Origin of the sequence: Vibrio tritonius (genome assembly GCF_001547935.1) — a bacterium.
Taxonomy (GTDB): Bacteria; Pseudomonadota; Gammaproteobacteria; order Enterobacterales; family Vibrionaceae; genus Vibrio; species Vibrio tritonius.
The window spans coordinates 3,136,684-3,160,841 of sequence record NZ_AP014635.1 but is presented as its reverse complement, the minus strand read 5'-3'; the positions used below and the strand labels follow the sequence as shown (position 1 = coordinate 3,160,841).

Annotated in this window: 21 protein-coding genes; 18 read left to right on the top strand and 3 right to left on the bottom strand. The window is 44.1% G+C overall.

Annotated features, from left to right (window positions below):
* Positions 1-36: 36 nt before the first annotated feature.
* Entirely contained in the window at positions 37-2,595 is a 2,559-nt protein-coding gene (locus JCM16456_RS14060; RefSeq protein WP_068715387.1) for a penicillin-binding protein 1A, read from the bottom strand.
* A 141-nt stretch (positions 2,596-2,736) separates the two neighbouring features.
* Between JCM16456_RS14060 and pilM the strand changes: the two genes are divergently transcribed.
* The 18 genes from pilM to JCM16456_RS13970 all read left to right on the top strand — a co-directional run bounded on the left by pilM (position 2,737) and on the right by JCM16456_RS13970 (position 22,288).
* Positions 2,737-3,687 carry a pilus assembly protein PilM gene (gene pilM / locus JCM16456_RS14055; protein ID WP_068715385.1) on the top strand — a complete coding sequence of 317 codons (951 nt, stop codon included), beginning with the start codon at positions 2,737-2,739 and terminating at the stop codon, positions 3,685-3,687.
* A complete protein-coding gene (locus JCM16456_RS14050) occupies positions 3,671-4,216 on the top strand; it encodes a PilN domain-containing protein (RefSeq protein ID WP_068715383.1) in 546 nt (181 codons plus the stop codon). Before pilM ends, JCM16456_RS14050 begins: the two co-directional genes overlap by 17 nt.
* Positions 4,216-4,779 carry a hypothetical protein gene (locus JCM16456_RS14045; protein WP_068715381.1) on the top strand — a complete coding sequence of 188 codons (564 nt, stop codon included), beginning with the start codon at positions 4,216-4,218 and terminating at the stop codon, positions 4,777-4,779. Before JCM16456_RS14050 ends, JCM16456_RS14045 begins: the two co-directional genes overlap by 1 nt.
* 2 nt (positions 4,780-4,781) lie before the next feature.
* On the top strand, positions 4,782-5,240 hold the full coding sequence (locus JCM16456_RS14040) for a hypothetical protein (RefSeq protein ID WP_068715379.1): 459 nt from the start codon (positions 4,782-4,784) through the stop codon (positions 5,238-5,240).
* Entirely contained in the window at positions 5,237-6,547 is a 1,311-nt protein-coding gene (locus tag JCM16456_RS14035; protein ID WP_068715377.1) for a type IV pilus secretin PilQ, read from the top strand. Before JCM16456_RS14040 ends, JCM16456_RS14035 begins: the two co-directional genes overlap by 4 nt.
* A 186-nt stretch (positions 6,548-6,733) precedes the next feature.
* Positions 6,734-7,252, top strand: coding sequence for a shikimate kinase AroK (gene aroK / locus JCM16456_RS14030; RefSeq protein ID WP_068716087.1), 519 nt, complete (start codon positions 6,734-6,736; stop codon positions 7,250-7,252).
* 26 nt (positions 7,253-7,278) lie between these two features.
* Positions 7,279-8,358 carry a 3-dehydroquinate synthase gene (aroB, locus tag JCM16456_RS14025; RefSeq protein ID WP_068715375.1) on the top strand — a complete coding sequence of 360 codons (1,080 nt, stop codon included), beginning with the start codon at positions 7,279-7,281 and terminating at the stop codon, positions 8,356-8,358.
* 49 nt (positions 8,359-8,407) lie between these two features.
* On the top strand, positions 8,408-9,919 hold the full coding sequence (locus JCM16456_RS14020) for an SPOR domain-containing protein (RefSeq protein ID WP_068715372.1): 1,512 nt from the start codon (positions 8,408-8,410) through the stop codon (positions 9,917-9,919).
* A 70-nt stretch (positions 9,920-9,989) separates the two neighbouring features.
* Positions 9,990-10,811, top strand: coding sequence for a Dam family site-specific DNA-(adenine-N6)-methyltransferase (locus JCM16456_RS14015; protein WP_068715371.1), 822 nt, complete (start codon positions 9,990-9,992; stop codon positions 10,809-10,811).
* A 128-nt stretch (positions 10,812-10,939) separates the two neighbouring features.
* Entirely contained in the window at positions 10,940-11,644 is a 705-nt protein-coding gene (rpe, locus tag JCM16456_RS14010; protein ID WP_068715369.1) for a ribulose-phosphate 3-epimerase, read from the top strand.
* Positions 11,645-11,671: 27 nt separating this feature from the next.
* Positions 11,672-12,352: a phosphoglycolate phosphatase gene (locus tag JCM16456_RS14005; protein WP_179946804.1), complete on the top strand. Its 681-nt coding sequence runs from the start codon at positions 11,672-11,674 to the stop codon at positions 12,350-12,352.
* A 219-nt stretch (positions 12,353-12,571) separates the two neighbouring features.
* Positions 12,572-13,588: a tryptophan--tRNA ligase gene (trpS, locus tag JCM16456_RS14000; protein ID WP_068715365.1), complete on the top strand. Its 1,017-nt coding sequence runs from the start codon at positions 12,572-12,574 to the stop codon at positions 13,586-13,588.
* A 200-nt stretch (positions 13,589-13,788) separates the two neighbouring features.
* Positions 13,789-16,413, top strand: coding sequence for an ExeM/NucH family extracellular endonuclease (locus JCM16456_RS13995; RefSeq protein ID WP_082712306.1), 2,625 nt, complete (start codon positions 13,789-13,791; stop codon positions 16,411-16,413).
* 237 nt (positions 16,414-16,650) lie between these two features.
* A complete protein-coding gene (locus tag JCM16456_RS13990; RefSeq protein ID WP_068715361.1) occupies positions 16,651-17,229 on the top strand; it encodes an aminodeoxychorismate/anthranilate synthase component II in 579 nt (192 codons plus the stop codon).
* A gap of 401 nt (positions 17,230-17,630) precedes the next feature.
* Positions 17,631-18,842 (top strand): aspartate aminotransferase family protein, encoded by a 1,212-nt coding sequence (locus JCM16456_RS13985; RefSeq protein WP_068715359.1) that lies wholly within the window; start codon positions 17,631-17,633, stop codon positions 18,840-18,842.
* A gap of 99 nt (positions 18,843-18,941) precedes the next feature.
* Positions 18,942-19,961: an arginine N-succinyltransferase gene (gene astA, locus JCM16456_RS13980; RefSeq protein WP_068715357.1), complete on the top strand. Its 1,020-nt coding sequence runs from the start codon at positions 18,942-18,944 to the stop codon at positions 19,959-19,961.
* An 18-nt stretch (positions 19,962-19,979) separates the two neighbouring features.
* Positions 19,980-21,437, top strand: a complete 1,458-nt coding sequence (gene astD, locus JCM16456_RS13975; RefSeq protein ID WP_068715355.1) for a succinylglutamate-semialdehyde dehydrogenase — start codon at positions 19,980-19,982, stop codon at positions 21,435-21,437.
* A 62-nt stretch (positions 21,438-21,499) separates the two neighbouring features.
* Complete coding sequence (locus JCM16456_RS13970) at positions 21,500-22,288, top strand: DUF1338 domain-containing protein (protein ID WP_068715353.1); 789 nt, start codon at positions 21,500-21,502, stop codon at positions 22,286-22,288.
* 101 nt (positions 22,289-22,389) lie between these two features.
* Here JCM16456_RS13970 and crp read toward each other — a convergent pair whose 3' ends face one another.
* Both crp and JCM16456_RS13960 read right to left on the bottom strand, forming a co-directional pair.
* Positions 22,390-23,022, bottom strand: a complete 633-nt coding sequence (gene crp / locus JCM16456_RS13965) for a cAMP-activated global transcriptional regulator CRP (RefSeq protein WP_068715351.1) — start codon at positions 23,020-23,022, stop codon at positions 22,390-22,392.
* A 241-nt stretch (positions 23,023-23,263) separates the two neighbouring features.
* Positions 23,264-24,133: a phosphoribulokinase gene (locus JCM16456_RS13960; protein ID WP_068715350.1), complete on the bottom strand. Its 870-nt coding sequence runs from the start codon at positions 24,131-24,133 to the stop codon at positions 23,264-23,266.
* Between the last annotated feature and the right edge of the window lie 25 nt (positions 24,134-24,158).

Here is a 24,158-nt window from a genome sequence, read left to right as displayed (position 1 = left end):
CAAAAAAGAGGCTGAAATTATCAGCCTCTTTATACGTTAGAACAAGCCATCTCCACCCGCTGGTGTGGTATAGATGTTGTCACTGACACCATCGGAGACGTAATCTTTTGGTTGAGTGCCGTTAATAAAGTACTCAAACATCGATGTGTAATCTAATTTGTTGGTCAGAAGACCGGTCGCGCGGTCAATACGAACGCGCACAATGCCATCTGGAATCTGTTTACTTTGCGGTTCGACATTGGCTAAAGCTTGCTTCATAAAATCAATCCAGGCCGGTTGTGCCGTTTTTGCCCCAGCTTCTGCTCCAGAAATTCCATGTTCAATATTTGGGTTTGGTGAAGTACGACCAAGGTTTCGACTATGGTCATCAAACCCAACCCACGCTGTTGCTACGATATCTGGACCAAAGCCATTGTACCAAGCATCTTTCGAATCGTTGGTTGTACCGGTTTTACCGCCGATATCACGACGATGTAGAACTTGTGCACGCCAACCTGTGCCATTCCAACCTGTTTTGTGGCTCCAATCGCCACCGCCCCAAATATTGCTATTCATCATTTCTCTTACCAAAAAGGCATTTTGTTCAGAGATCACTTGCGGTGCATATTCGGTTGGTTGAGTTTCTGTATCGGCATCTTGTTCGATGAATCCACCATGGGTTTCTTGGTTTTGTTGACAATCATCGCGGCAAATCACTTTTGGATGCGCTTGATATTCCATGTTGCCAAATGGACCTTCTATGTGGTCGATATAGAAATGTTCAACATAGTAACCACCGTTAGCGAATACCGAGTAACCTTGCGCCAGTTTTACTGGTGTTAGGCTGCCAGCACCAAGCGCGATGGTTTCTGAGCGAGGTAACTTGTCCAGATCAAAGCCAAAACGTGTTAAGTAATGACGAGTTTTATCTAAGCCAATAGCACGTAATACTCGAACCGCCATAACGTTTTTCGATTGGGCTAAACCAATCCGAATACGTGTTGGGCCGCCATAAGTTGGTGGTGAGTTCTGTGGACGCCATGCTGTACCTTGGCTCTTATCCCATTGGTTTATAGGGGCATCGTTGATTAGGGTGGCTAATGTCATGCCGCTATCAATCGCTGCTGAGTAGATAAACGGTTTGATACTTGACCCTACCTGACGTACCGATTGAGTGGCACGGTTAAATTTGTTGTGCACAAAGTTAAAACCACCAACTAATGCTTTCACCGCCCCATTTTCAGGATTCATAGCGACAAACGCGGTGTTTGCATTAGGCACTTGGCTTAGTTTCCAAGTCTCATATTGAGTACGACGAGAAGACGTTGTCTCTTCATCACTAGTTTCGTCTATTGCAGTTTGTTCTTTTTCATCGGTGATCGGTTGTACCCAAATCTGGTCCCCGACACTGACAATCTCTTTTGCGGTTGTCGGTAATGGTCCTTGGCGATCATCGGTAATAAAGCGGCGAGCCCAATTCATATTTTCCCATGCAATAACATGAGTACCTTGACGTTTGATTTCGACCGTTGCTGTTTGATCATCAACTTGAGTTACTACGGCAGGGTACAGCTCACCATAAGTCGGTTGATCAGTGAGATAATCATCAATCTTATCGATATCCCAAGGTGTATCGCCTTCTTTCCAAACTTGTTTGATTGCGCCTCGGTACCCGTGGCGTTGGTCATAGTTAAGTAGGTTAGTGACTGCTGCATGGTTTGCTGCTGCTTGAAGATGTGAGTCTACCGTGGTGTACACTTTTTTACCTGAGGTATAAACGTCGTCACCGTATTTTTGGACCATCCACGCGCGAGCAAGCTCAGCGACATAAGGGGCATTCAGCTCAACTTCTGCACCATGGTATTGAGCAATCAGTGGCTCATCTTTGGCTTCTTCGTATTGCTCTTGGCTAATGTACTTCTCACTCAGCATACGAGCCAACACGACATTACGACGTTTGGTAGCGCGTTTAAGTGAGTAAATTGGGTTCATTGTTGATGGAGCCTTAGGCAAGCCGGCAATCATTGCCATTTCCCCAAGGGTGAGATCTTTGACCTCTTTACCAAAGTAAACTTGAGCAGCAGCACCGACACCATAAGAACGATAGCCTAAATAGATTTTGTTTAGGTACAGTTCAAGAATTTCGTCTTTGGTCAGCAGCTGTTCAATATGTACCGCAATAAAGATCTCTTTCACCTTGCGCATGATCTTCTTCTCATTGGTGAGGAAGAAGTTTCGCGCTAGCTGTTGAGTGATCGTACTTGCCCCTTGGCTTGCACTTCCTGATACCAGAACGGCAACAGCTGCACGAGCGATACCAATAGGGTCAAAGCCATAGTGTTCGTAGAAACGGGAGTCTTCAGTGGCAATAAAGGCGTCGACCAGCTCTTTGGGCATCTGATCTAACCGTAATGGGATGCGTCGTTTTTCACCAAATTGGGCAATTAATTTACCGTCTTGGCTATACACCTGCATCGGAGTTTGTAATTTGACATCTTTTAGTGTCGCTACATCGGGTAGTTCTGGTTTCACATAAAGGTAAAAACCAAAAATTGTAGTGACTCCAAGAAAAATGCAAATGAGTGAAAAAATAAATAAACGCTTTATGAACTTCACCGGAGAATCCCTGTTTAATATAGGCTGCTATTGAGCAAACCCTTGTACTCTAGTGTTCCTCTCAGCCAGGTGCAAATTTGATTGCCCGCCTCAAACCTCTTTGAGGCATTAATTGCTGAGTAAATCACGGAGCTGAGCTGCATGGGTATATCATCACGAGTTACGGGTGTCGACATCGGTCATCACAGCATTAAGGCTGTGACCTTAACAAAGTGGCGCAACACCGATTCGGTTATATTTTACGCTGAATTACTCGTACCCGATGGTATTTTCGCTGATAACCACATGCTGAATTATCAGAAAATTGTAAAGAAACTCAAAGAACTAAAAAAGGGTTTACCTCTATTTAGTCGTAAAGTTGCCATCGCAATACCAGACTCAGCAGTAATAACCAAACAATTACAATTAGATAGCTATCAGCCCCCCGAAATGGCGTTAAAGAACTTATTATGCGAACAAGTGCCTTTTTTGGCTGATGACCTTGCATTTGACTACACATCTGCAGCAGATTCTGCAGGTTCTTCGGAGTTAGGGCCAACTTACCAAGTGTATGCAGCTCGACTTTCTTTGCTGGAACATCGTATTGCATTGCTACGTAGTTCCGGTTTTGATCCTTTTTTTATCTCGCCACAAGGGCACAGCCTGCTCGCCATTTGGTCTCGTTTAAGTGCAATAACACAAAATGACAATTGGATGTTGCTTGATATTGGTCATTCTAAGGTTACTTTGTGTCGTGGCGGTGATATTCCATGGGGAAAAGTGATTGATATTAAGAGCGTCGCTCCGAACGAGTTTGTGTCTGAATCAAACTGGATGTTGGCTCTGGTTCAACAATTACATCTTTATCAATCGCTCTCTTCAACTGTACCGATAAAGGGTGTTTGGTTGACTGGCGGCGGCGCTCTCAATGGGAATATTGAATCGCAATTGCAACAGTGTTTAAAGCTACCTTGTGAAATAGTAAACCTAGACTCCTTATTGGTTGCGAAAAATAAGGAGGCAGTGTCTCTTCCTTCTCAATTTTCTTGTGCTTTAGGGCTAGCTTTCAATGGATTAAATTGGAAGGAGGGCAGGAATGCATCTTCAAGTTAACCTCTTTCCATGGCGTGACCAGCGCTCAAAAATACGCAAAAAAAGCATTTGGATCATCGGTGGTCTAATGCTTCTGTTAAGTGGTGGTGGGCAGGCACTGATATGGCAAATCGAGCGCAGTACGATAACGCAACGTTATGCTGAGTTAGCGGCGCTGAAACAAGCTTATCAAACGCTCCAACAGCAGGAGCGGCAAGTGATTAGTGATGAACAACGCTTTGCCCATGAACAAAAGCGTTTTCATGCATTTAGCCAGCGTATCCAACGTAACAATCAACCCATTCTATTGATGAATATCCTACCTTTAGCCTTACCGGACGATGTGGTGCTCGATGAAATGACATGGCAGGCTCCTTGGGTGAGCTTGTCTGGTCGTGTTGGAAATGTAAGCTCATTAGAAACATTGGTGTTAGAGCTACGTGCTATTAAGCAGTTTAAGCACGTTGAAACTGACTCTTTGGTCAGTGCTGATTCTTCGCAGTCTCGATTCACTCTAAGGTTTCGCCTTGTTGAGCAAGAGGAGTTGTGATGCATCGTTATGGTACGGATGTCATGTTGTTTAGTGATTATTCTTGGCAACGATTGTTGCTGATGTGGCTTGTTTTTCTGCTGAGTTTTAACGGTATTGTCTACCATTTCGTGCTATCGCCACAGCGTCACCAAACCCAGTTACTCGATAGGGAAATCGAGCTCATGTATACCGAACAAGACAGTATGTTAGTACGTATTCAAATGTGGCCTCCCAAGAGAGATTCATTGCAAGAACTAGAAAGCATTTTTATGCCTATCGATACGCAACAGAAAACGTTGTTGGGAAAAGATTGGTTAGGTGTGATTACGCAAATTGCGCAAGCTCACCAAGTTGAGGTTGTGCAGTTAGCCTGGGTTGAACAAGAGAATCGCAGTGAGTCAACTTCCGCTCAGAAAATTGGTTTTCATGTAAAGGGGGCATATTTAGCGCTAGGGCATTTTTATGTTCATTTGCTTACTCTCACGCATTCGCTGCAACTTGAACAGTTGGAGTGGCAAAGAGGGCATGAACCATTGGGTGTTATGCAATCTCAAGGGATTGTATTGATCGATAGGATATAACCATGTCGCGTTTTCTCATGTTACTCAGTCCTATTTTGGCCGCCTATCTTTGGGGATATAGCGCGCTCAGTATAGCAAGTGAGGCGACATCTACTCCCCCTTTACCCGCAGACTCTCAATGGCGATTGCCCAGTCTGTTAGAACTTACTGTGGGGAATGAGCGTAATCCGTTCGCTCCTTCTGTACTGCCACGCTCTGACAACTTTGAGTCTGGGTTTTCGCATTTGTCAGTACAAGGCGGAGACTTCGAGTTGGATTTAGTTGGCGTGGTTGTCTCGAAAAATGAAGCATTAGCAATTATTTCTGATTCAAGTCATGAGTTGTTTATTGTAAAAGAGGGAGAACGGATACCTATGTCAGGCCACAAGGTCAAACGCATTTTTCGTGGTGGTATCGAGCTTATTTCAATTACCGATAAAGAAACCGCTATTGGCCTGATATTGGAGAATGATAATCCATGAAACAGAACCTTTTATTGTGCTTAATAGTTAAGTCGGCTGTCGTCATTTTATCCTTTGCATGGATGAGTTCGTTTGCTTTCGCTGCAGATGAAAAAGAGAAGCTTATTTCATTACAACTGCAAGATGCAGAAGTACGTCGATTGCTTGTATTACTGGCTCAGCAACGTCACATGAACTTGGTGATGTCAGACAGTGTGGCTGGAAATGTGTCGGTGAACCTAGATGATGTTAGCTGGAATAAGGCTCTGAACATTATCCTAAAAATGAAAGGTTTAGCTTACAAAGAAGATAGCGGAGTGTTATGGATAGCACCACGCGATGAGCTGGTAAACATGGAGAAAGAGCAGCGGCAAATTCGCTTGGACAAACAGCCGTTAAGCTATTTACGCGTTCCAATTCATTATGCTCTTGCCAAGAATATCGCCGACATGGTGGCCAAAAGCGGGCTACTATCACCACGAGGTTCGGTGCAAATTGATAAACGCACCAATGCATTACTGCTCAAAGAAACAGCGCAAGGATTAAAAGAGCTTCAAGCATTTATTCAGTCATTGGATGTACCAATGAAACAGGTCTTAATCGAAGCGCGTATTGTTACCATGAGCCAAGGTAATCTTGATGAACTTGGAGTTCGCTGGGGGATTTTTCAAAGTAATCAAACGAACCTAGCAGGTTCATTAGAAGGATTGCAAGGTGCCGACTCTGAAGACATCATGGGCCAACTTAATGTGCATCTTCCTTCTGCATCCGCTCGTGCAAGCAGTATTGCTTTTCAAGTGGCTAAGTTGGGGGCTGATACTTTGCTGGACCTTGAGTTATCCGCGTTACAAAGTGAATCAAAGGCTGAAATCATTTCGAGCCCTCGTTTGGTAACGACTAATAAGAAGCCTGCTTATATTGAGCAAGGTACAGAAATTCCCTATCTGGAAGCGGCATCTAGTGGAGCAACCTCGGTCACTTTTCGCAAAGCGGTTCTGAGTTTGAAAGTGACACCGCAAATCACGCCAGATAATCGTTTGATTCTTGATCTTAACGTAACTCAAGACCGTCCGGGTAATGCGGTGAGTTCAGGTACGGGCGATGCTGTGACCATTCAAACACAAAGAATTGGTACTCAAGTGTTAGTGAATAACGGTGAAACGGTCGTTTTGGGTGGTATTTATCAATACAGTACCATTCATCATGTGGACAAGGTTCCTTTGTTGGGGGATCTACCTTGGATTGGTTCATTATTTCGGAGAACTTATCAACAAAGTGGCAAAAATGAGCTGCTAATATTTGTGACGCCGAAAGTGTTCATTCAATGACTTAGGGAATTTATCGGCCTAGAAGTAAAATTAAAGTTGCATTAGTGGAGCCAGATCTAGATAATTTCGGGTCTTATCACGAATTATCTGTGAGGAATAGGTGCCGCAAGCATTCCTATCGTTGAACTATGTCTAGCGAATCTTGTGGCGATGTCATTGAATTAACGTTGTAAATTAATGCTAAACATGGCTGAAAAACGCAATATTTTCCTTGTTGGCCCTATGGGTGCTGGCAAAAGCACAATTGGTAGACATCTTGCACAACAACTCCATATGGAGTTTGTTGACTCTGATACTGTTATCGAAGAGCGCACTGGCGCAGATATCGCTTGGGTATTTGATGTGGAAGGTGAAGAAGGCTTCCGTAAACGCGAAGAAGCTGTTATCAACGATCTCACTGAGCAACAAGGTATTGTTCTCGCTACTGGCGGTGGTTCTGTTAAGAGCCGTGAAAACCGTAATCGCCTGTCTGCCCGTGGTGTTGTCGTCTACCTAGAAACGACCATCGAAAAACAATTGGCGCGAACCAACCGCGATAAAAAACGTCCTCTGCTACAGGTAGATCAACCTCGAGAAGTATTGGAAGCTCTAGCTGGAGAACGTAATCCACTGTACGAAGAAATTGCAGATATTACTGTACGTACAGACGATCAAAGTGCAAAAGTGGTAGCCAACCAGATCGTAAAAATGCTAGAAGAACATTAATTGTTCTTGCTTTAGGAGTGCATACCATGGAGCGGATTACGGTCAACTTAGGTGAACGTAGTTACCCAATCTCAATTGGTGCCGGGTTATTTAATGATCCGGCTCTTCTTTCTTTATCGGCTAAACAGAAAGTGTTGGTCATTTCTAATGTTACCGTCGCCCCTCTGTATGCAGATAAAATTACTGCCATGCTCAACCACATCGGTTGTCAGTCTGCGGTTCTTGAATTGCCTGACGGTGAGAAATACAAAAGTCTCGATACTTTTAACACCGTAATGACCTACTTAATCGAACATAATTACAGCCGCGATGTGGTTGTTATTGCGCTCGGTGGTGGTGTAATAGGTGATTTAGTGGGATTTGCTAGCGCATGTTACCAACGTGGTGTCGATTTTATTCAAATTCCAACCACTTTGTTATCCCAAGTGGATTCTTCTGTCGGTGGAAAAACCGCAGTGAATCACCCACTTGGTAAAAACATGATTGGTGCATTCTACCAACCAAAATCTGTGTTGATCGACACCGATTGCTTAAAGACCCTACCTGAACGTGAATTCGCGGCAGGGATGGCTGAAGTGATCAAATACGGTGTTATTTACGATCAGGATTTCTTTGTTTGGTTGGAAGAAAACCTCGATGCTTTATATGCATTAGACGTAAAAGCATTGACCTATGCGATTGCCCGCTGCTGTTCAATCAAAGCTGAAGTTGTCGCTTTGGATGAGAAAGAGTCTGGAATCAGAGCGTTACTCAATCTGGGTCATACCTTTGGCCATGCAATTGAAGCAGAGCTGGGTTATGGTAACTGGCTGCATGGTGAGGCTGTATCTGCGGGGTCAGCAATGGCTGCTCGTACAGCTCAGTTGCAGGGTATGATCACACAAGAGCAAGCAGACCGCATCATTGCACTGTTTAAACGTGCTAAATTACCAGTACATACACCAGAGAGCATGTCGTTTGATGATTTCATGAAACACATGATGCGCGATAAAAAAGTGTTGGCTGGTGAGTTGCGATTGGTATTGCCTACGAGCATTGGAACCGCCGAAGTTGTGAAAGGCGTCCCAGAAGAGAAAATCGAACAAGCGATTAATCTTTGCCGTTAGGATTAAACCTTTCATTATCAGTAATGTACTGTTTATAAAGGGTGTTCACATGAATTTGGCACATGAATTGGAGTTAGAATCTCAATCAGAATTGCTGGAACGATTGCAGTTACTCACGCGATTTGGTTCTAACCTTGTCAATATTTATGGTGTTCAAGGTGCTGGGAAATCTTGGTTAGCTCAACGTTACTTAGAACAATGGGCTGATGATAAGAACCAAGCATTACTCATGTGTCACCCTAACCAAAATGATGAACAGCACCGCACGACCATTCTTTCTCAGCTCGTATCTGAGCCATTTTTCAATCCAAAAGATTCCATTGCAGAGAGCTTCGGTCGTCTTTACGCCGACTCCGGTTGCGATATTGTCGTAGTTATCGACGATGCTCACCTGCTGTCGGAAACCATTGTCTCCGAACTTTGGATGTGGATTTTAGAAAGTCAGGCCAATCCGTTATGGACAGTGAACGTTGTGCTGTTTGTTCAGTCCAATAGTCTAGAACCGCTTTTGACTCGACTTAGTTACGGCCAAGAGTTGAAGCCCATCGATTTAGAAATTGAAGCGCTGAGCGAGGAAGAAGCGGATCGTTTATTTGAAAGTCGGGTGATGCGTTTTATTGATGACTCTATGGAGCGGCGTACCCGACAAGCCTATAAAAAGGCAAAACGCATTCCGGGAGATATCATGGCTTTGTCTGAGCAAAAAGCGGAGAAGAGAATTATCATCCGTTCTATTATCGCCTCACCACTTAACATTACTCTTGTGGTTCTGGTTCTATTGCTTTTGATTGGTGGAGGGTATTGGTGGATGCTATCTCAACCCACACCGCTAGATCGTACCTCGTCCCCTTTAGCGGACACTATTGCTCCGCCACAGCAAGAGCAAACTGCAATTCCAACATTAAAGAGTGAAACTTCTTCATCGGCTGAGAACGCTCAAGTCGAGAGTGAGCAGCAAACTAGCTCTGCAGGTACAAAAGAATCAACGTCGACTGCTTCAGCACGAGTCTATGATGATGGCTCGGTGGATGATTCATCTGCCCTGCCTCCCGATGTGAAAGAAAACTCCGTAGGCGTTGGTCAAAGTGAAGATGATCAGCAGCGAGTGGTTATTGAGTCAAATGTGGTTGATGCTTTAATGGAAAATAACGCTAAACCTGCTGATACTGCTGCGATAGACTCGGTGGTACAGCAAGCACAATCTACTGACCCAACGGCTGAAAGAGACACTTCTCCCGTAACCCCTGCAACTGGTTCATTTGTTCTGGCGGAAAAAGAACTGAAAGCCATGTCACCAAGAAGTTATACATTGCAATTAGCCGCCGTAAAATCTTTGCCGGAAGTGCAGTCGTTTCTAGGGCAGTACCGTTTAGAGGGTAAAGTGAATGTGTATCCAACTTTGCGCAATGGTACGCAGTGGTACATCATTACTTATGAAAATTACCCGACCATCCAACTCGCCCGTGATGCGGTTGAAACTTTGCCTGGACGTTTGCAAGCGCTCGGTCCTTGGGCAAAATCGTTGAGCCAAGTTCAGCGTGAGATAGATAGGGTGAAATAATCCTGAGCTTAGGCTGAAAATATGTTACATTCCGCAGCCTTATTTGGTGGTGATTGAATTAGAGCAGTAGATGAAGAAGCAGCGTGCCTTTTTAAAATGGGCTGGCGGTAAATTTAGCCTTGTTGAAGACATACAACGTCATCTTCCTGAGGCTGAAGAGTTAGTTGAACCTTTTGTGGGCGCCGGCTCAATATTTCTCAATACTGATTTTGAGCACTATGTGCTTGCGGATATTAATCCGGATTTGATCAATCTCTATGATCTGCTTAAGAATGAGCCAGAGCGCTATATTACTGAAGCAAAGCGCTGGTTTACTCCTGAGTACAATCGCAAAGAAGCGTACCTTGATGTACGTAAAACATTCAATGAGAGCGACGATACCTTTTATCGTTCGCTTGCATTCCTATACATGAATCGCTTTGGTTTTAACGGGTTATGTCGTTATAACAAAAAAGGCGGCTTCAATGTTCCTTTTGGTTCTTACAAAAAGCCTTACTTCCCTGAAAATGAGTTGGTTTTTTTTGCTGAAAAAGCAAAGCGGGCGACTTTTGTTTGTACTGGCTACGAAGAGAGTTTCGCTTTAGCCAAAGCAAACAGCGTGGTGTATTGCGATCCACCGTATGCGCCTTTGTCTAATACGGCTAACTTTACCTCATACGCTGGCAACGGTTTTACGTTGGATGATCAGGCGAAACTTGCCGTCATTGCTGAGCGCACCGCGTTTGATCGCGGTATTCCAGTGTTAATCTCCAATCATGACACCATGCTTACCCGCCGTTTGTATACAGGTGCGCAACTCAATGTGGTGAAAGTGAAGCGAACGATTAGCCGCAACGGCGCTGGTCGTAATAAAGTCGATGAGTTACTCGCGCTTTTTCACTCGAAAAAATAGCGTTTGAGTGGTGTCGAACTCACAGAATTTAGGCAGTGGTTGCGTAGTGCTATGATCTCACTTGACCCTTAGGTAAAATAGCGAACCGAGAGTGTTCAGGTTGCATTGATTACCTTAAGAGGTCAGGAATGAAAGATTTTATTATCGCGCCATCCATTTTATCTGCAGATTTAGCTCGTTTAGGTGAAGATGTTCAGAATGTACTCGATGCGGGTGCTGATGTGATTCACTTTGATGTGATGGATAACCACTACGTACCCAATTTGACGTTTGGTGCGCCTATCTGTAAGGCTCTGCGTGATTACGGGATCACTGCTCCAATTGATGTGCATTTGATGGTGAAGCCTGTCGACCGCATTATTCCTGATTTCGCGAAAGCGGGCGCATCCATGATTACCTTCCATGTTGAAGCTTCAGAACACGTCGATCGTACTTTACAACTGATCAAAGAGCATGGTTGCAAAGCCGGCGTGGTGCTCAACCCTGCGACTCCACTGCATTACTTAGACTACATCATGGATAAAATAGATATGATTTTATTGATGTCGGTAAATCCTGGTTTTGGTGGTCAAGCCTTTATACCCCATACATTAGATAAACTACGCGCAGTGCGTCAGCGTATTATCCACAGTGGTCATGATATTCGTCTCGAAATCGACGGTGGTGTAAAAATTGACAACATCCGCGAAATTGCGGAAGCTGGTGCCGATATGTTTGTTGCTGGTTCCGCTATCTTTGGGCAGCCAGATTATAAAGCTGTAATCGATGCTATGCGATCTGAGCTTGATCAGGTAACTAAGTCTAAATGCGATACTTTACCAGAGCGTTCGTAAATCAAACTCGACGATAGGATAGGAATGTTGACACCCATTAAACTGATTGCTTTTGATTTGGATGGTACCTTGCTCGATAGTGTACCCGATTTAGCTATTGCCGCCGACCAAGCTGTACAAGCCTTAGGTTACCCAAGTGTGAGTGAGGCTCAAGTACGTGACTATGTGGGCAATGGGGCTGATATCTTAATCGGTCGTGCATTAAGCCAAAGCTTGCAGGTGTCTGCCGAGTTGAGTGATGAGTTACGCCAAAAAGCTCGAGTTTTATTTGATGACTTCTACGAGCAAACTGGGCATAAACACAGTCACTTGTACAGTAATGTAAAGTCGACTCTATGCCGTTTAGCTGAGCAAGGTTTTACTTTGGCGGTCATTACCAATAAACCTTCTAAGTTTGTGCCAGCTATTCTTGAACAGCATGGTATTGCCGAATATTTTGCTGATGTGTTAGGTGGTGATGCTTTTGAGAAAAAGAAACCGGATCCAATGGCGCTTAATTGGCTAATGGAAAAACATCAAGTTTCTCCTGAGCAAATGCTGATGGTAGGTGATTCAAAGAACGATATTCTGGCGGCTAAAAATGCTGGTTGTCGCTCATTTGGTCTGACTTATGGCTATAACCATGGTGAGCCAATCTCTGACTCTCAACCTGATTTTGTTGCCGATGATATCGGTGAACTGCTGAATGTGCTGGAAATTCGCGCTTAAAGTTCATTTTTGCACTAGTAAAATACTCGTCAATGAGTACACTGGCAAAGCCGCGTTTTATGCAATTAACGCGGCTTTATTACTAGGGAAGACATTGGTTAGGACTATGGTTTAAAACCATTGTTAAAAACTACTGCCTCTTAGCTGTAGTTGCCTAGTATTCATTTTTATTTCAGTATCCGTTTTACTTCTTATTTATATAACAAGGAAATCATTCTCATGAGCAAACCCATCGTATTGAGTGGTGTTCAACCTTCAGGTGAACTTAGTATCGGTAACTACCTGGGTGCTCTACGTCAATGGCAACAGATGCAGGACGACTACGACTGTCAGTACTGTGTTGTAGACCTTCATGCCATCACGGTACGCCAAGATCCAAAAGCATTGCACGAAGCTACATTGGATGCGTTAGCGGTATGTTTGGCAGTTGGTGTTGATCCGAAAAAGAGCACGCTATTTGTTCAATCACACGTTCCTGAGCATGCTCAACTAGGATGGCTTCTTAACTGTTATACCCAAATGGGTGAACTGAATCGTATGACTCAGTTTAAAGATAAAGCGGCTCGCTACGCGAATGACGTCAACGTGGGTCTTTACGATTACCCAGTGCTGATGGCTGCGGATATCCTGCTTTATGGTGCTCACCAAGTGCCAGTTGGTAGTGATCAAAAACAACACCTAGAATTGGCGCGTGATATTGCGACTCGCTTTAACAATATTTACAGCCCAGAAAATCCAATTTTCACTATTCCAGAACCGTACATTCCACAGGTCAATGCGCGTGTAATGAGCCTGCAAGATGCGACGAAGAAAATGTCGAAATCGGATGACAACCGTAAGAATGTGATTACTCTTCTGGAAGACCCTAAATCGATTATCAAGAAAATCAATAAAGCGCAAACGGATGCAGAAACACCACCTCGTATTGCTTACGATGTGGAAAACAAGGCGGGCATTGCTAACCTTATGGGTCTTTACTCTGCAGCAACAGGTAAAACTTTTGCAGAGATCGAAGCACAGTACGCTGGCGTTGAAATGTATGGCCCATTCAAGAAAGACGTGGGTGAGGCGATTGTAGCCATGCTTGAGCCTGTTCAAGCTGAATATCAACGTGTTCGTAATGATCTTGGGTACTTGCAAGACGTGATGCGAGCTGGTGCAGAAAAAGCGTCAGCGAAAGCGCATCCGACATTGCAAAAAGTATATGAAGCGGTGGGTTTTGTCTCGCGCCCATAAGCGTTTCTCTATAAAACAAAAAACCGGCTAAGGCCGGTTTTTTGTTGGCTGTAAATAATACTACACCCAATTGACCTTTGTTTTGGAAGTAATATCCACTATTAATAAAACAGAATACGTAGTAATCAAATTGTTATGCTATGTGTGACATATTATTAACTCTCACTCATACAAACAGAATGCATTAATACGAGGTGGTTATGGAAAGGGGAAAACGGCTTCTTATATCAACTATGGGGTTGATATTTGCTGCATCGTCACACGCGGATGTGATTATTTCTCAATATGTTGAAGGTAGTAGTTATAACAAAGCGATTGAAATTGCTAATACGGGTAATACATCCATTTCTTTAGATGATTACCAATTAAAAAAGGCGACCAATGGCTCAACTGATTGGAATTCAAATTTGTCACTCGCTGGTATTACGCTTGATGCCGGTAAAACTATTGTTATTGCTCACTCTAAAGCTGAAACGTCAATAACAGCCATTGCTGATTTGCTGAATAATTCGGTAACGAATTTTAATGGTAATGATGCGGTAGGCTTGTTTTACCAAGATGCGCTGGTTGATATTGTTGGTGTTTCTGGTAGCTCTGAATATTGGGGTAAAGATGTCTCTTTAGTTCGTCAGTCTACTGTCACGGCAGGCTCTGTTGAGTTTGATAGCAACCAATGGGATGAGTTAGAAAAAGACAACTTAACTGGGTTGGGTTCATTTGGTGAGCAGGGTGATGATTCGACACCGCTCTTTTCCTGCACGTTGAGTGATGGTTCTGAACCCACCTTCACTTCTATCCATGATATCCAAGGTGAGGGAAGTCGCTCGCCTCTTGTCGCCGATGACAGCGATAGCTCTGACCAGCAGTATTTTGTTCGTGGTGTGGTGAGCGCTGTGACAACTGGTCTAACAAAAGGGTTTTATCTTCAATCTGTTACCGCTGATAATAACGATAAAACCTCAGAAGGTTTATTTGTTTATACCGGTAAGTCTTCTTCTGATTTACAGCCTGGTGATGTTGTTTGTACACAAGGGACGGTCAAAGAATACTATGGTGTGACTGAACTTGCCGTTGCAGATAAGCAGTGGACGGTTTTGAGTCAACAAGACGCCCCTGTTGCTCAAGATATTGTCTTTAATTCAACCAGTGATGGTTCGCTGCGCGATGTATTAGAACGCTATGAAGGCATGTTAGTCAGGTTGCCTAAGTCATTAGATATGCGTATAGCGAGAACCTTTAGCTACGATTATGACGCCAGTCGTAACAATATGGTGCTTGCACAAGGTTCAATGAATTATCAACCTAATCAACGTTATGTTGCAGGTTCAACAAAGGCTCAATCAGAGCATGAAGCTAATGTGCAACGTCGGCTATTTATTGAATCAGATCAAAAGGTTGATAACGAGAAAATACCGTATTATCCAACTTTTGGTTTAACCGATATTGATCAAAATGGTTCGACAGAAGATTATTTACGGGTGAATGATGCTATTAGTGGCTTAGAGGGTGTCATTGCCTACAGTTATGATGAATATCGACTGATTGTGACTAATGAGATAGATAATAGTCATATTGTTCACCACTCCCCACGAACTTCATCTCCTGAATTAAAGGCCGGTAATTTAAGAGTTGCCTCCTTTAATGTGTTGAATTATTTCAATTCTCCATTTGGCGGTAATGCTAATCAACATGGTAGTAATCGTGGTGCGGATAATTATCAAGAGTTTGAAATCCAACAAGCAAAAATAGCCAAAGCGATCACTCAATTAGACGCAGATATTGTGGGTTTAATGGAGATAGAAAATAACGGCTTTGGCGACAACAGTGCTATTGGCCAACTGGTGTCGACGATTAATAGTGGTATATCGGATGCAGATAAGCATTACCAATATCTTGCTTTCGATACGAATCAAGATGGTGTCGCCGACGAAAATGATTCTGTGGGCACCGATGCTATTACCGTTGGTTTGATTTACCGACCTGCAAAAGTTGAACTCGAGTCCTCACGCATTATTCCGATGCCAAAACAAATTGCCCCAGCTGTTTATGATGATGAGGGGAGTGTGGTTGAAGATGGAAAAAATGAGCAACGAGACACGATAGCACCAACCTTTATCGTCAAAGAGAGTCGCCATCGTTTGACGGTCGCCGTTAACCATCTCAAATCCAAAGGTTCTGCTTGTTGGGAAGACATGGCCCCCGTTGCTGAAGGAGGGCAAGGTGGCGATGATGCGGATTATCAAGGTAACTGTGAGAATTTCCGTGTCGCGGCAGCGGTGGCTCTTGGTGATGCGCTCAATCAGCTTGCTGGTGACAAAGTCATCTTAGGTGACATGAACTCTTACGCAAAAGAGGACCCTATCTTAGTGCTTACCGATTATTCAGTTGAAAAATACGGTAAGACAATCCATGCAGCTCGAAATACCTATATCGATGGTAAAGAGCAGTTTGGTGATGACGGTGCTCAAGTCACAGACAATTACGGATATCAAAATATTGTTGCGGCGCTGCATCCTGATAGTTGGAGCTATTCGTATAATGATGAAGTGGGGACGCTAGACCACATCTTAATTAGTCCAACCTTGCGTAAATACGTGGTTGATGCAACGGATTGGCACATTAATGCGGCAGAATCGACCTTGTTTGATTACAACGATGAGTATAAGAGCGCAGACTTCCCACGTTATCAGGATATCTACCGAGCTTCTGACCATGATCCAGCGGTATTAGAACTCCAGTTTCAGCAAAGTGTGGCACAGGAATGTCGGCCATTCTCTATTCGATGTTTACTCGATCTAATATTCGGTCATTGGTTGAACCGCTAACAATACCTTGCGCCCCAGCTTATGCTGGGGCTTTTTTTTGTCTTTTGCTAACCATTCTTAGCGTAATTGAGCTTGCTCGGTACGCGTTGATGATGTTCTGAATTCTACAGCTTGAGCTCATAGGGGGATGCCGATATAAAAGTTCAGTGAAAAGCACATCATGAAATAGATGAACACTTGCCTTTATGGTTCTTCGAGGCACAATAGTCGGCGAATTCTATTGAGTGGATTAAGCCGGTGCTACTGATTATTGATAACTACGACTCGTTTACTTACAACCTATACCAGTACTTTTGTGAATTGGGGGCTGAGGTAAAGGTGGTTCGTAATGATGAAATCACGATTGAAGAGATTGAAGCATTAGCCCCCAGTCATTTGGTTATTTCACCTGGGCCATGTACACCTAACGAAGCGGGGATATCTTTGCAGGCGATTCGTCATTTTGCAGGGAAGCTTCCGTTATTGGGCGTTTGTTTGGGTCATCAAGCCATTGCGCAAGCGTTTGGTGGCAAAGTGGTGAGGGCTCGACAGGTTATGCATGGTAAAACCTCCCCAATTTGCCATAACAATAAGAGTGTATTTTTTGGTTTGAACATGCCATTGACCGTTACACGTTATCATTCCCTGATTGTAGAAACAGATTCTCTTCCTGATTGTTTTGAAATTACGGCGTGGACAGTCAATGCCAACGGTGAAATGGACGAGATCATGGGTTACCAACATCGCACACTACCGATTGATGCGGTGCAGTTTCACCCCGAGTCGATTAAAACTGAGCAAGGGCATGAATTACTTGCCAATTTTTTGCGCCGCTAACCCTCCATCTTAATCGCAGCTAATAGATTAAAAATTAAGAAGGTGATCACCTTTTTGATTAATTTTTCTGCGATTTTATTGGGTTTTCTTAAATGAAAACTTATTCGCAATACATTTGTCTATTCCGATCACTTCCCCTTTAAGCCTGAGTTTTTAAATAATTTTTTATTTAAGTGATGAAAAGTGCTTCATAAATTCTTATTATTAGTGCATAAATAGTCATGTGTGGCAGTGAGTGAATGCAATGGTGATTTGCTTACAGAATATACCACTATTGAATTGGTTAATATTTTGTAAATACAATGCTAGTGACGCTTATTCGCAATATAAAATCTTATATATCGACTAAAATATAAGTAGTTGCTCATTAGCACAGCATTCGTATTGGGAGGGGATGTGCAATGACAGTAGAACAGAAAGTAGAACGCGGTTTATTTGACGAGGTGATGGTGCCTTGTTACAGCCCAATGGAATTTATCCCAGTAAAAGGGGAAGGTTCTCGCCTCTGGGATCAAGAAGGTAAAGAGTATATCGACTTCGCTGGCGGTATTGCAGTGAGCTGTTTAGGACATTGCCATCCAGCCGCGGTTAAGGCGTTGACGGAACAAGCGAATAAAGTCTGGCATTTAAGTAATGTGATGACGAACGAACCCGCCCTACGTTTGGCTAAAAAGCTGACTGACCTTACGTTTGCTGAAAAAGTGTTTTTTGCAAACTCAGGCGCGGAAGCCAATGAAGCTGCATTGAAGCTGGCTCGCCGTTATGCTGCTGATAATTTCGGCCCTGAGAAATCAGAAATCATTGCCTTTGTACAAGGTTTCCATGGACGCACTTTCTTTACTGTAACCGTCGGTGGGCAATCGAACTATTCAGACGGTTTCGGTCCCAAACCTTCTGACGTTACCCATATTCCTTATAACGACATTGAGGCACTTAAAGCTCACATGTCTGATAAAACGTGTGCGGTAATGATGGAGCCTTTGCAAGGTGAAGGTGGTATCGTTTCTCCAAGCGATGAATTTGTGCAAACGGTTCGTGAACTATGTGATAAACATAATGCACTGTTGATTTTCGATGAAGTGCAAACCGGTAATGGTCGTACTGGGGATTTCTATGCTTACCAAGGTTTGGGTGTGACGCCAGATATTTTGAGCACGGCTAAATCTCTTGGCGCTGGCTTCCCGATTGGTGCGATTTTGACAACCACAGACATCGCTTCTCACTTTAAAGTGGGAGTGCACGGTTCGACGTATGGCGGTAACCCGTTGGCGTGTGCTGTGGCAGAAGCTGCTGTCAATATTATTAGTCAGCCAGAAACCTTGGCTGGGGTGAAAGCACGTGAAGCGCTATTTCGTGCTGGATTAGAAAAAATTCATCAAAAATACGATATCTTCAGTGAAGTGCGTGGCAAAGGCTTGCTCATTGGCGCGGCACTGAATGAAAAATGGGAAGGTCGAGCGCGTGATGTGTTAGTGGCTGCAGGTAAAGCTGGCTTGATGATGTTAGTTGCCGGTCCTAACGTATTACGTTTTACTCCATCTTTGATCATTCCAGAACAAGATATCGCAGAAGGTTTAGCTCGCCTAGATTCTGCAATTGCGACTTTAGTGTGAGCTGGGTATCGCCATCGAGCTATATGAGAACATCGCGCTCATGGCGATAGACTAGGTAGGGCCCGATATTCGGGCCCTTAGCATCTGGAGGGAATATTGATGCTAGTTGTTCGCCCTATTGCTATGTCTGATTATGAAGCGCTCCACACTTGTGCTGTGGAGTCGGGTTATGGATTTACTTCACTCCCCGTCAATGAGGAGATGTTAAAAACTCGGATTCAACATTCCGAATACAGTTTTGCCAAACTTGATGTCAATGAACCCAGTGACGAAGGCTATTTGATGGTTGGCTTTGACAGTGATACTGGCGAAATTGCGGGAACCACTGGTATCGAAGCTGCCGTGGGTTGGGATGTGCCTTGTTATTCTTATCACATCAGCACTATTGTTCATTCTTCACGTCGTCTTAAAGTTAAAAACGTTGTTAAGTTACTGACTCTTGGCAATAACTACACTGGTTGCAGCGAAATCTGCACACTCTTCTTACGCCCTCAATTTCGTCAAGGCCTCAACGGTCGCTTAATGTCTAAATGCCGCTTTTTGATGTTGGCGGAACATCCTGAACGCTTCTCTAAAACCATTTTTGCAGAAATGCGAGGTGTTTCTGATGAAGAAGGCAATTCACCATTTTGGCAATGGTTACAGCAGCACTTCTTTTCTATCGATTTTTCGATGGCAGACTATTTAACTGGGATCGGTAATAAGGGATTTATCGCTGATCTTATGCCTAAATTACCGATTTATATCAATCTGTTAAGTAAAGAAGCGCAAGCCGTCATTGGTCAGGTCCATGACAACACTAAACCTGCCTTACGCTTGCTGGAAAAAGAAGGGTTTGTTTGTCGGAACTATGTGGACATTTTTGATGCCGGCCCAACAGTTGAGTGTGATAGAGACCATATAGAGTCGATACGTCATTCGCAACGACTGAAAGTACAAGTAGCAGACCATACTAGCTCCCAAGATTACCTGATTGCCAATACGTCATTTCGGCATTTTCGTGCAACTGCGGCAAAAGCGGCGGTGAGTCTTGAAAATCATAGCGCTATTTTGGCGCCGGATGTGGCCGAAGCTTTAGGCGTCGAAAGTGGTGATTTTGTGCGGGTGCTCGCGCAGTAAACAGAAAAGGAGTTGAAGATGACTCAGTGGATTGCAGGACAGTGGATTGAAGGTCAAGGAGAAGCATTTGCTTCAGTCAGCCCTTATCATGGCGATGTGCTTTGGCAAGGCTTTGGCGCAACCCTATCTCAAGTTGAGTTAGCCGTACAAGCGGCTCGAGAAGCTTTTGTCACGTGGAAAAATCGTCCTTTTTCTGAGCGGGAAGCGTTGATGTTAACGTTCGCTGAAACTGTAAAAGAAAACAGTGAGTTGATAGCAGAAACCATCGCGAAAGAGACGGGTAAGCCATTATGGGAAACACGTACCGAGGCGGCGGCTATGGTGGGCAAAGTCGCTATTTCTATTCAAGCTTATCAGGAACGAACCGGGGAGCGCGCCAAAGAGGTGAACGGTAATCAAGTTGTTCTGCGTCATCGTCCGATTGGTGTGATGGCTGTATTTGGCCCTTACAACTTCCCTTGTCATTTACCTAATGGTCATATCATACCGGCGTTACTTGCCGGGAATACGATTGTGTTTAAGCCTTCAGAGCAAACCCCTCTTAGTGGCGAATTGATGGTTCGCTTATGGCAAAAAGCTGGGTTGCCCGCTGGTGTGTTGAACTTGGTGCAAGGCGCTAAAGAGACTGGAGTGGCATTAGCGCAATCCAAAGGCATTGATGGTTTGCTGTTCACTGGGAGTGCTGCAATAGGGCAGTTGCTTCACCGCCAATTTGCTGGTCAACCAGGGAAAATGTTAGCGCTGGAGATGGGGGGGAATAACCCGCTGGTGGTCTCTACCGAGTTTGGCGAGTTAGACGCTGCGATTTATACCATTATTCAATCAGCCTTCATTAGTGCCGGGCAACGCTGTACCTGCGCGCGTAGATTATTTGTCCCAGTAGGAGAAAAAGGTGATCAATTATTAGTTCGCTTAGTGTCGGCGACCAAGAAACTGCGTATTGATCAGCCTTTTGCCCAGCCAGCACCTTTTATGGGAACGATGATATCTGTACAGGCTGCACAACATATTGTTAACGCGCAGCAACGGCTTGAATCACTGGGTGGTGAGATTTTACTCGAAGCCAAGAATACCCATGCTGCGTTTGTTACGCCGGGAATCATCGATGTGTCTGCAATTGAGGAATTACCGGATGAAGAATATTTTGGACCGCTACTGCAAGTGATTCGCTATCAAGGTTTGGAACAGGCGGTTGCGGGCGCGAACAATACCCGTTTTGGCCTTTCCGCCGGTCTTATCTCGATGCAAGAGGATGAGTGGCAGTATTTTATCGACCATATTCGAGCGGGCATTGTAAACCGTAACCGTCAACTCACGGGGGCAAGCAGTGATGCCCCATTTGGTGGTCCTGGAGCATCCGGCAACTTACGTCCAAGTGCTTATTATGCGGCGGACTATTGTGCTTACCCGATGGCATCAATGGAAGGGGATTGTACCCAATTACCGGCCCAGCTCAGCCCTGGTGTGGAGTTGTGATCATTCTATTTGGCGGCGAACTTAGGGCAAGAGGGTCGCTATTTTACAGATAAGGAGACGCTATGAGAGCTGTCCAACTGTTTGATAATCTATGGCAAGACTATATTACCCGTTTGTGTCCATCTGCGGACAAAGTTCACCAATTGCTGCAAGAAAACGAACCTTTAATTAATGATCACATCGCGCTACGCACCTTTCGTAGCCCGCAACTCGGGTTAGATGTACTAATGAAGCCCTTTTTAGCTGAAGGCTACCAAGTCGGTGGCGAATATCGTTTTGCTGCCAAAAAGCTTTATGCGCGTCATTTGCAACACCCAGATCCAACCTTACCTAAGGTATTTATTAGTGAGTTGTTGGTGGATGAACTGAGTATTCCGGCCCAAAAGTTGATTTATCCATTACTTGATAGTGTTACCAAGGTTACTAATCCCGACTTTTTGTGGCAAGGAAGGCCATGGTCATTAAGTTATACCGATTATCAAATCTTGGCAGCAGAGAGTGAATACGCAGGATGGTTAGCTGCACATGGGTATGGAGCGAATCATTTTACCGTAAGTGTCAATCAACTTAGTGCGTTTGACGAGGTTAAGCAGGTGAATGCGCATTTACGCAGTCATGGCTTTGCAATCAATGAGGCTGGAGGGGAAGTAAAAGGGTCTCCAGACGTTATGCTTGAGCAGTCTTCTACGTTGGCGGATAAGGTCGAAGTGAGTTTTGATGATGTTACGGCAATGGTGCCGGGCGGATTCTACGAGTTTGCCAAGCGCTATCCCATGGCTGACGGGACACTCTATCAAGGGTTTGTTGAGGCGTCGGCGGATAAGATTTTTGAAAGTACCCATCGCCAGTAATCGTTCATCATTACCACTACGGGTATTAGGCTTTGGCTGTTCAAAAAATAAAAAACCACCTGATTAGGTGGTTTTTCTCATTCGTTGCTTGTTAGTACGAATTAACGGGTGCCGTACACGACGATAGTTTTGCCGTGTGCAGAAATAAGGTTTTGTTCTTCAAGCATCTTAAGAATACGACCAACCGTTTCGCGTGAACAACCAACGATTTGACCAATCTCCTGACGGGTAATTTTAATTTGCATACCGTCTGGGTGAGTCATTGCATCAGGTTGTTTTGCTAGATTCAAAAGAGTCTGAGCAATACGACCAGTTACGTCAAGGAAGGCTAAATCGCCCACTTTTTGGCTAGTCACTTGTAGGCGACGTGCCATTTGACCAGAAAGACGCATTAGAATGTCTGGGTTAACTTGAATTAGCTGACGGAATTTCTTAAATGAAATCTCAGCTACTTCACATGGAGATTTTGCTCGAACCCAGGCGCTACGTTCTTGACCTTCTTCGAAAAGACCAAGTTCACCGATAAAATCACCCTGATTTAGATAGGAAAGGATCATCTCCTTGCCTTCTTCATCTTTAATCAATACCGCAACAGAACCTTTTACGATGTAATACAGCGTTTCTGCCTTCTCACCCGCATGAATCAAAGTGCTTTTTGATGGGTATTTGTGAATATGACAGTGTGAAAGAAACCACTCTAATGTTGGGTCTGTTTGAGGTTTACCTAGAACCATAATATCTCACTTCCTCTGCAGGGTACGCTTGCCGCTATCCATATTTTAGCGAAGCCTTATTCAGGCCTACTAGAATAAGAAGAGTTTGGATTCACTGCAAGTTATCTTGTTTCCGTTAAAGAATAGTATCCTTTTTCATTACTAATTTCTTGACTTTAATCGTGTCGTTTGGCCGATTTATTGCGCAAAAACGTGCTTATGATCACGGTATGAAAAGTAAGCGAAAATTACATGTGATGAATTAGCCAATTTTACCGCTTTCTATCAGTTGTTGCAGGATTGGGCGGACAATCAATTCCATCGCAAACCCCATTTTTCCACCAGGAACCACAATGGTATTATGCCGCGACATGAATGATCCATCTATCATAGCGAGTAGATAAGGGAAATCGACGTTTTTTATGCCACGAAGGCGTATTACGACAAAACTTTCGTCTAAACTTGGAATCCCTTTCGCATTTAATGGGTTTGACGTATCCACCGTGGGAACACGTTGGAAGTTAATGTGAGTTCGAGAAAACTGCGGGGTAATGTAATTAAGGTAGTCGTCCATCGAGCGAACGATAGAATCCATTACCGCTTCACGAGAATGCCCTCTGTCACGGGTGTCTCGAACGTATTTTTGAATCCACTCTAAGTTTACGATTGGTACCATGCCAATTAAAAAATCGACATGTTGTGATACGTTAACATCGCCATCAACCACGCCACCATGTAAACCTTCGTAAAATAATACATCGGTATTTTCTGGCAAATCTTGCCAAGGGGTAAATGTCCCAGGCATTTGGTTGTATGGTACAGCCTCGTCAAATGTATGCAGATAGCGGCGAATTTGGCCTGTGCCATCTTTCCCGTATTGACGAAAGAACTCTTCTAACGTGGGAAAGTCATTGGCTTGTGGGCCAAAATAACTGATATGACGACCTTGTTCGCGCGCTTTGCGAATTTCTACGTCCATTTCTGGACGGGTAAATCGGTGAAAACTGTCACCTTCAACCCAAGCTGGCCTTACTGACATCATGTTAAACATTTTGCGGAACGCTTCAGATGTCGTCGTTGTTCCAGCACCAGAAGAACCTGTAACGGCAATAATAGGATGTTTCGCTGACATGACTAACCCTGTCTCTTGTTGTCCT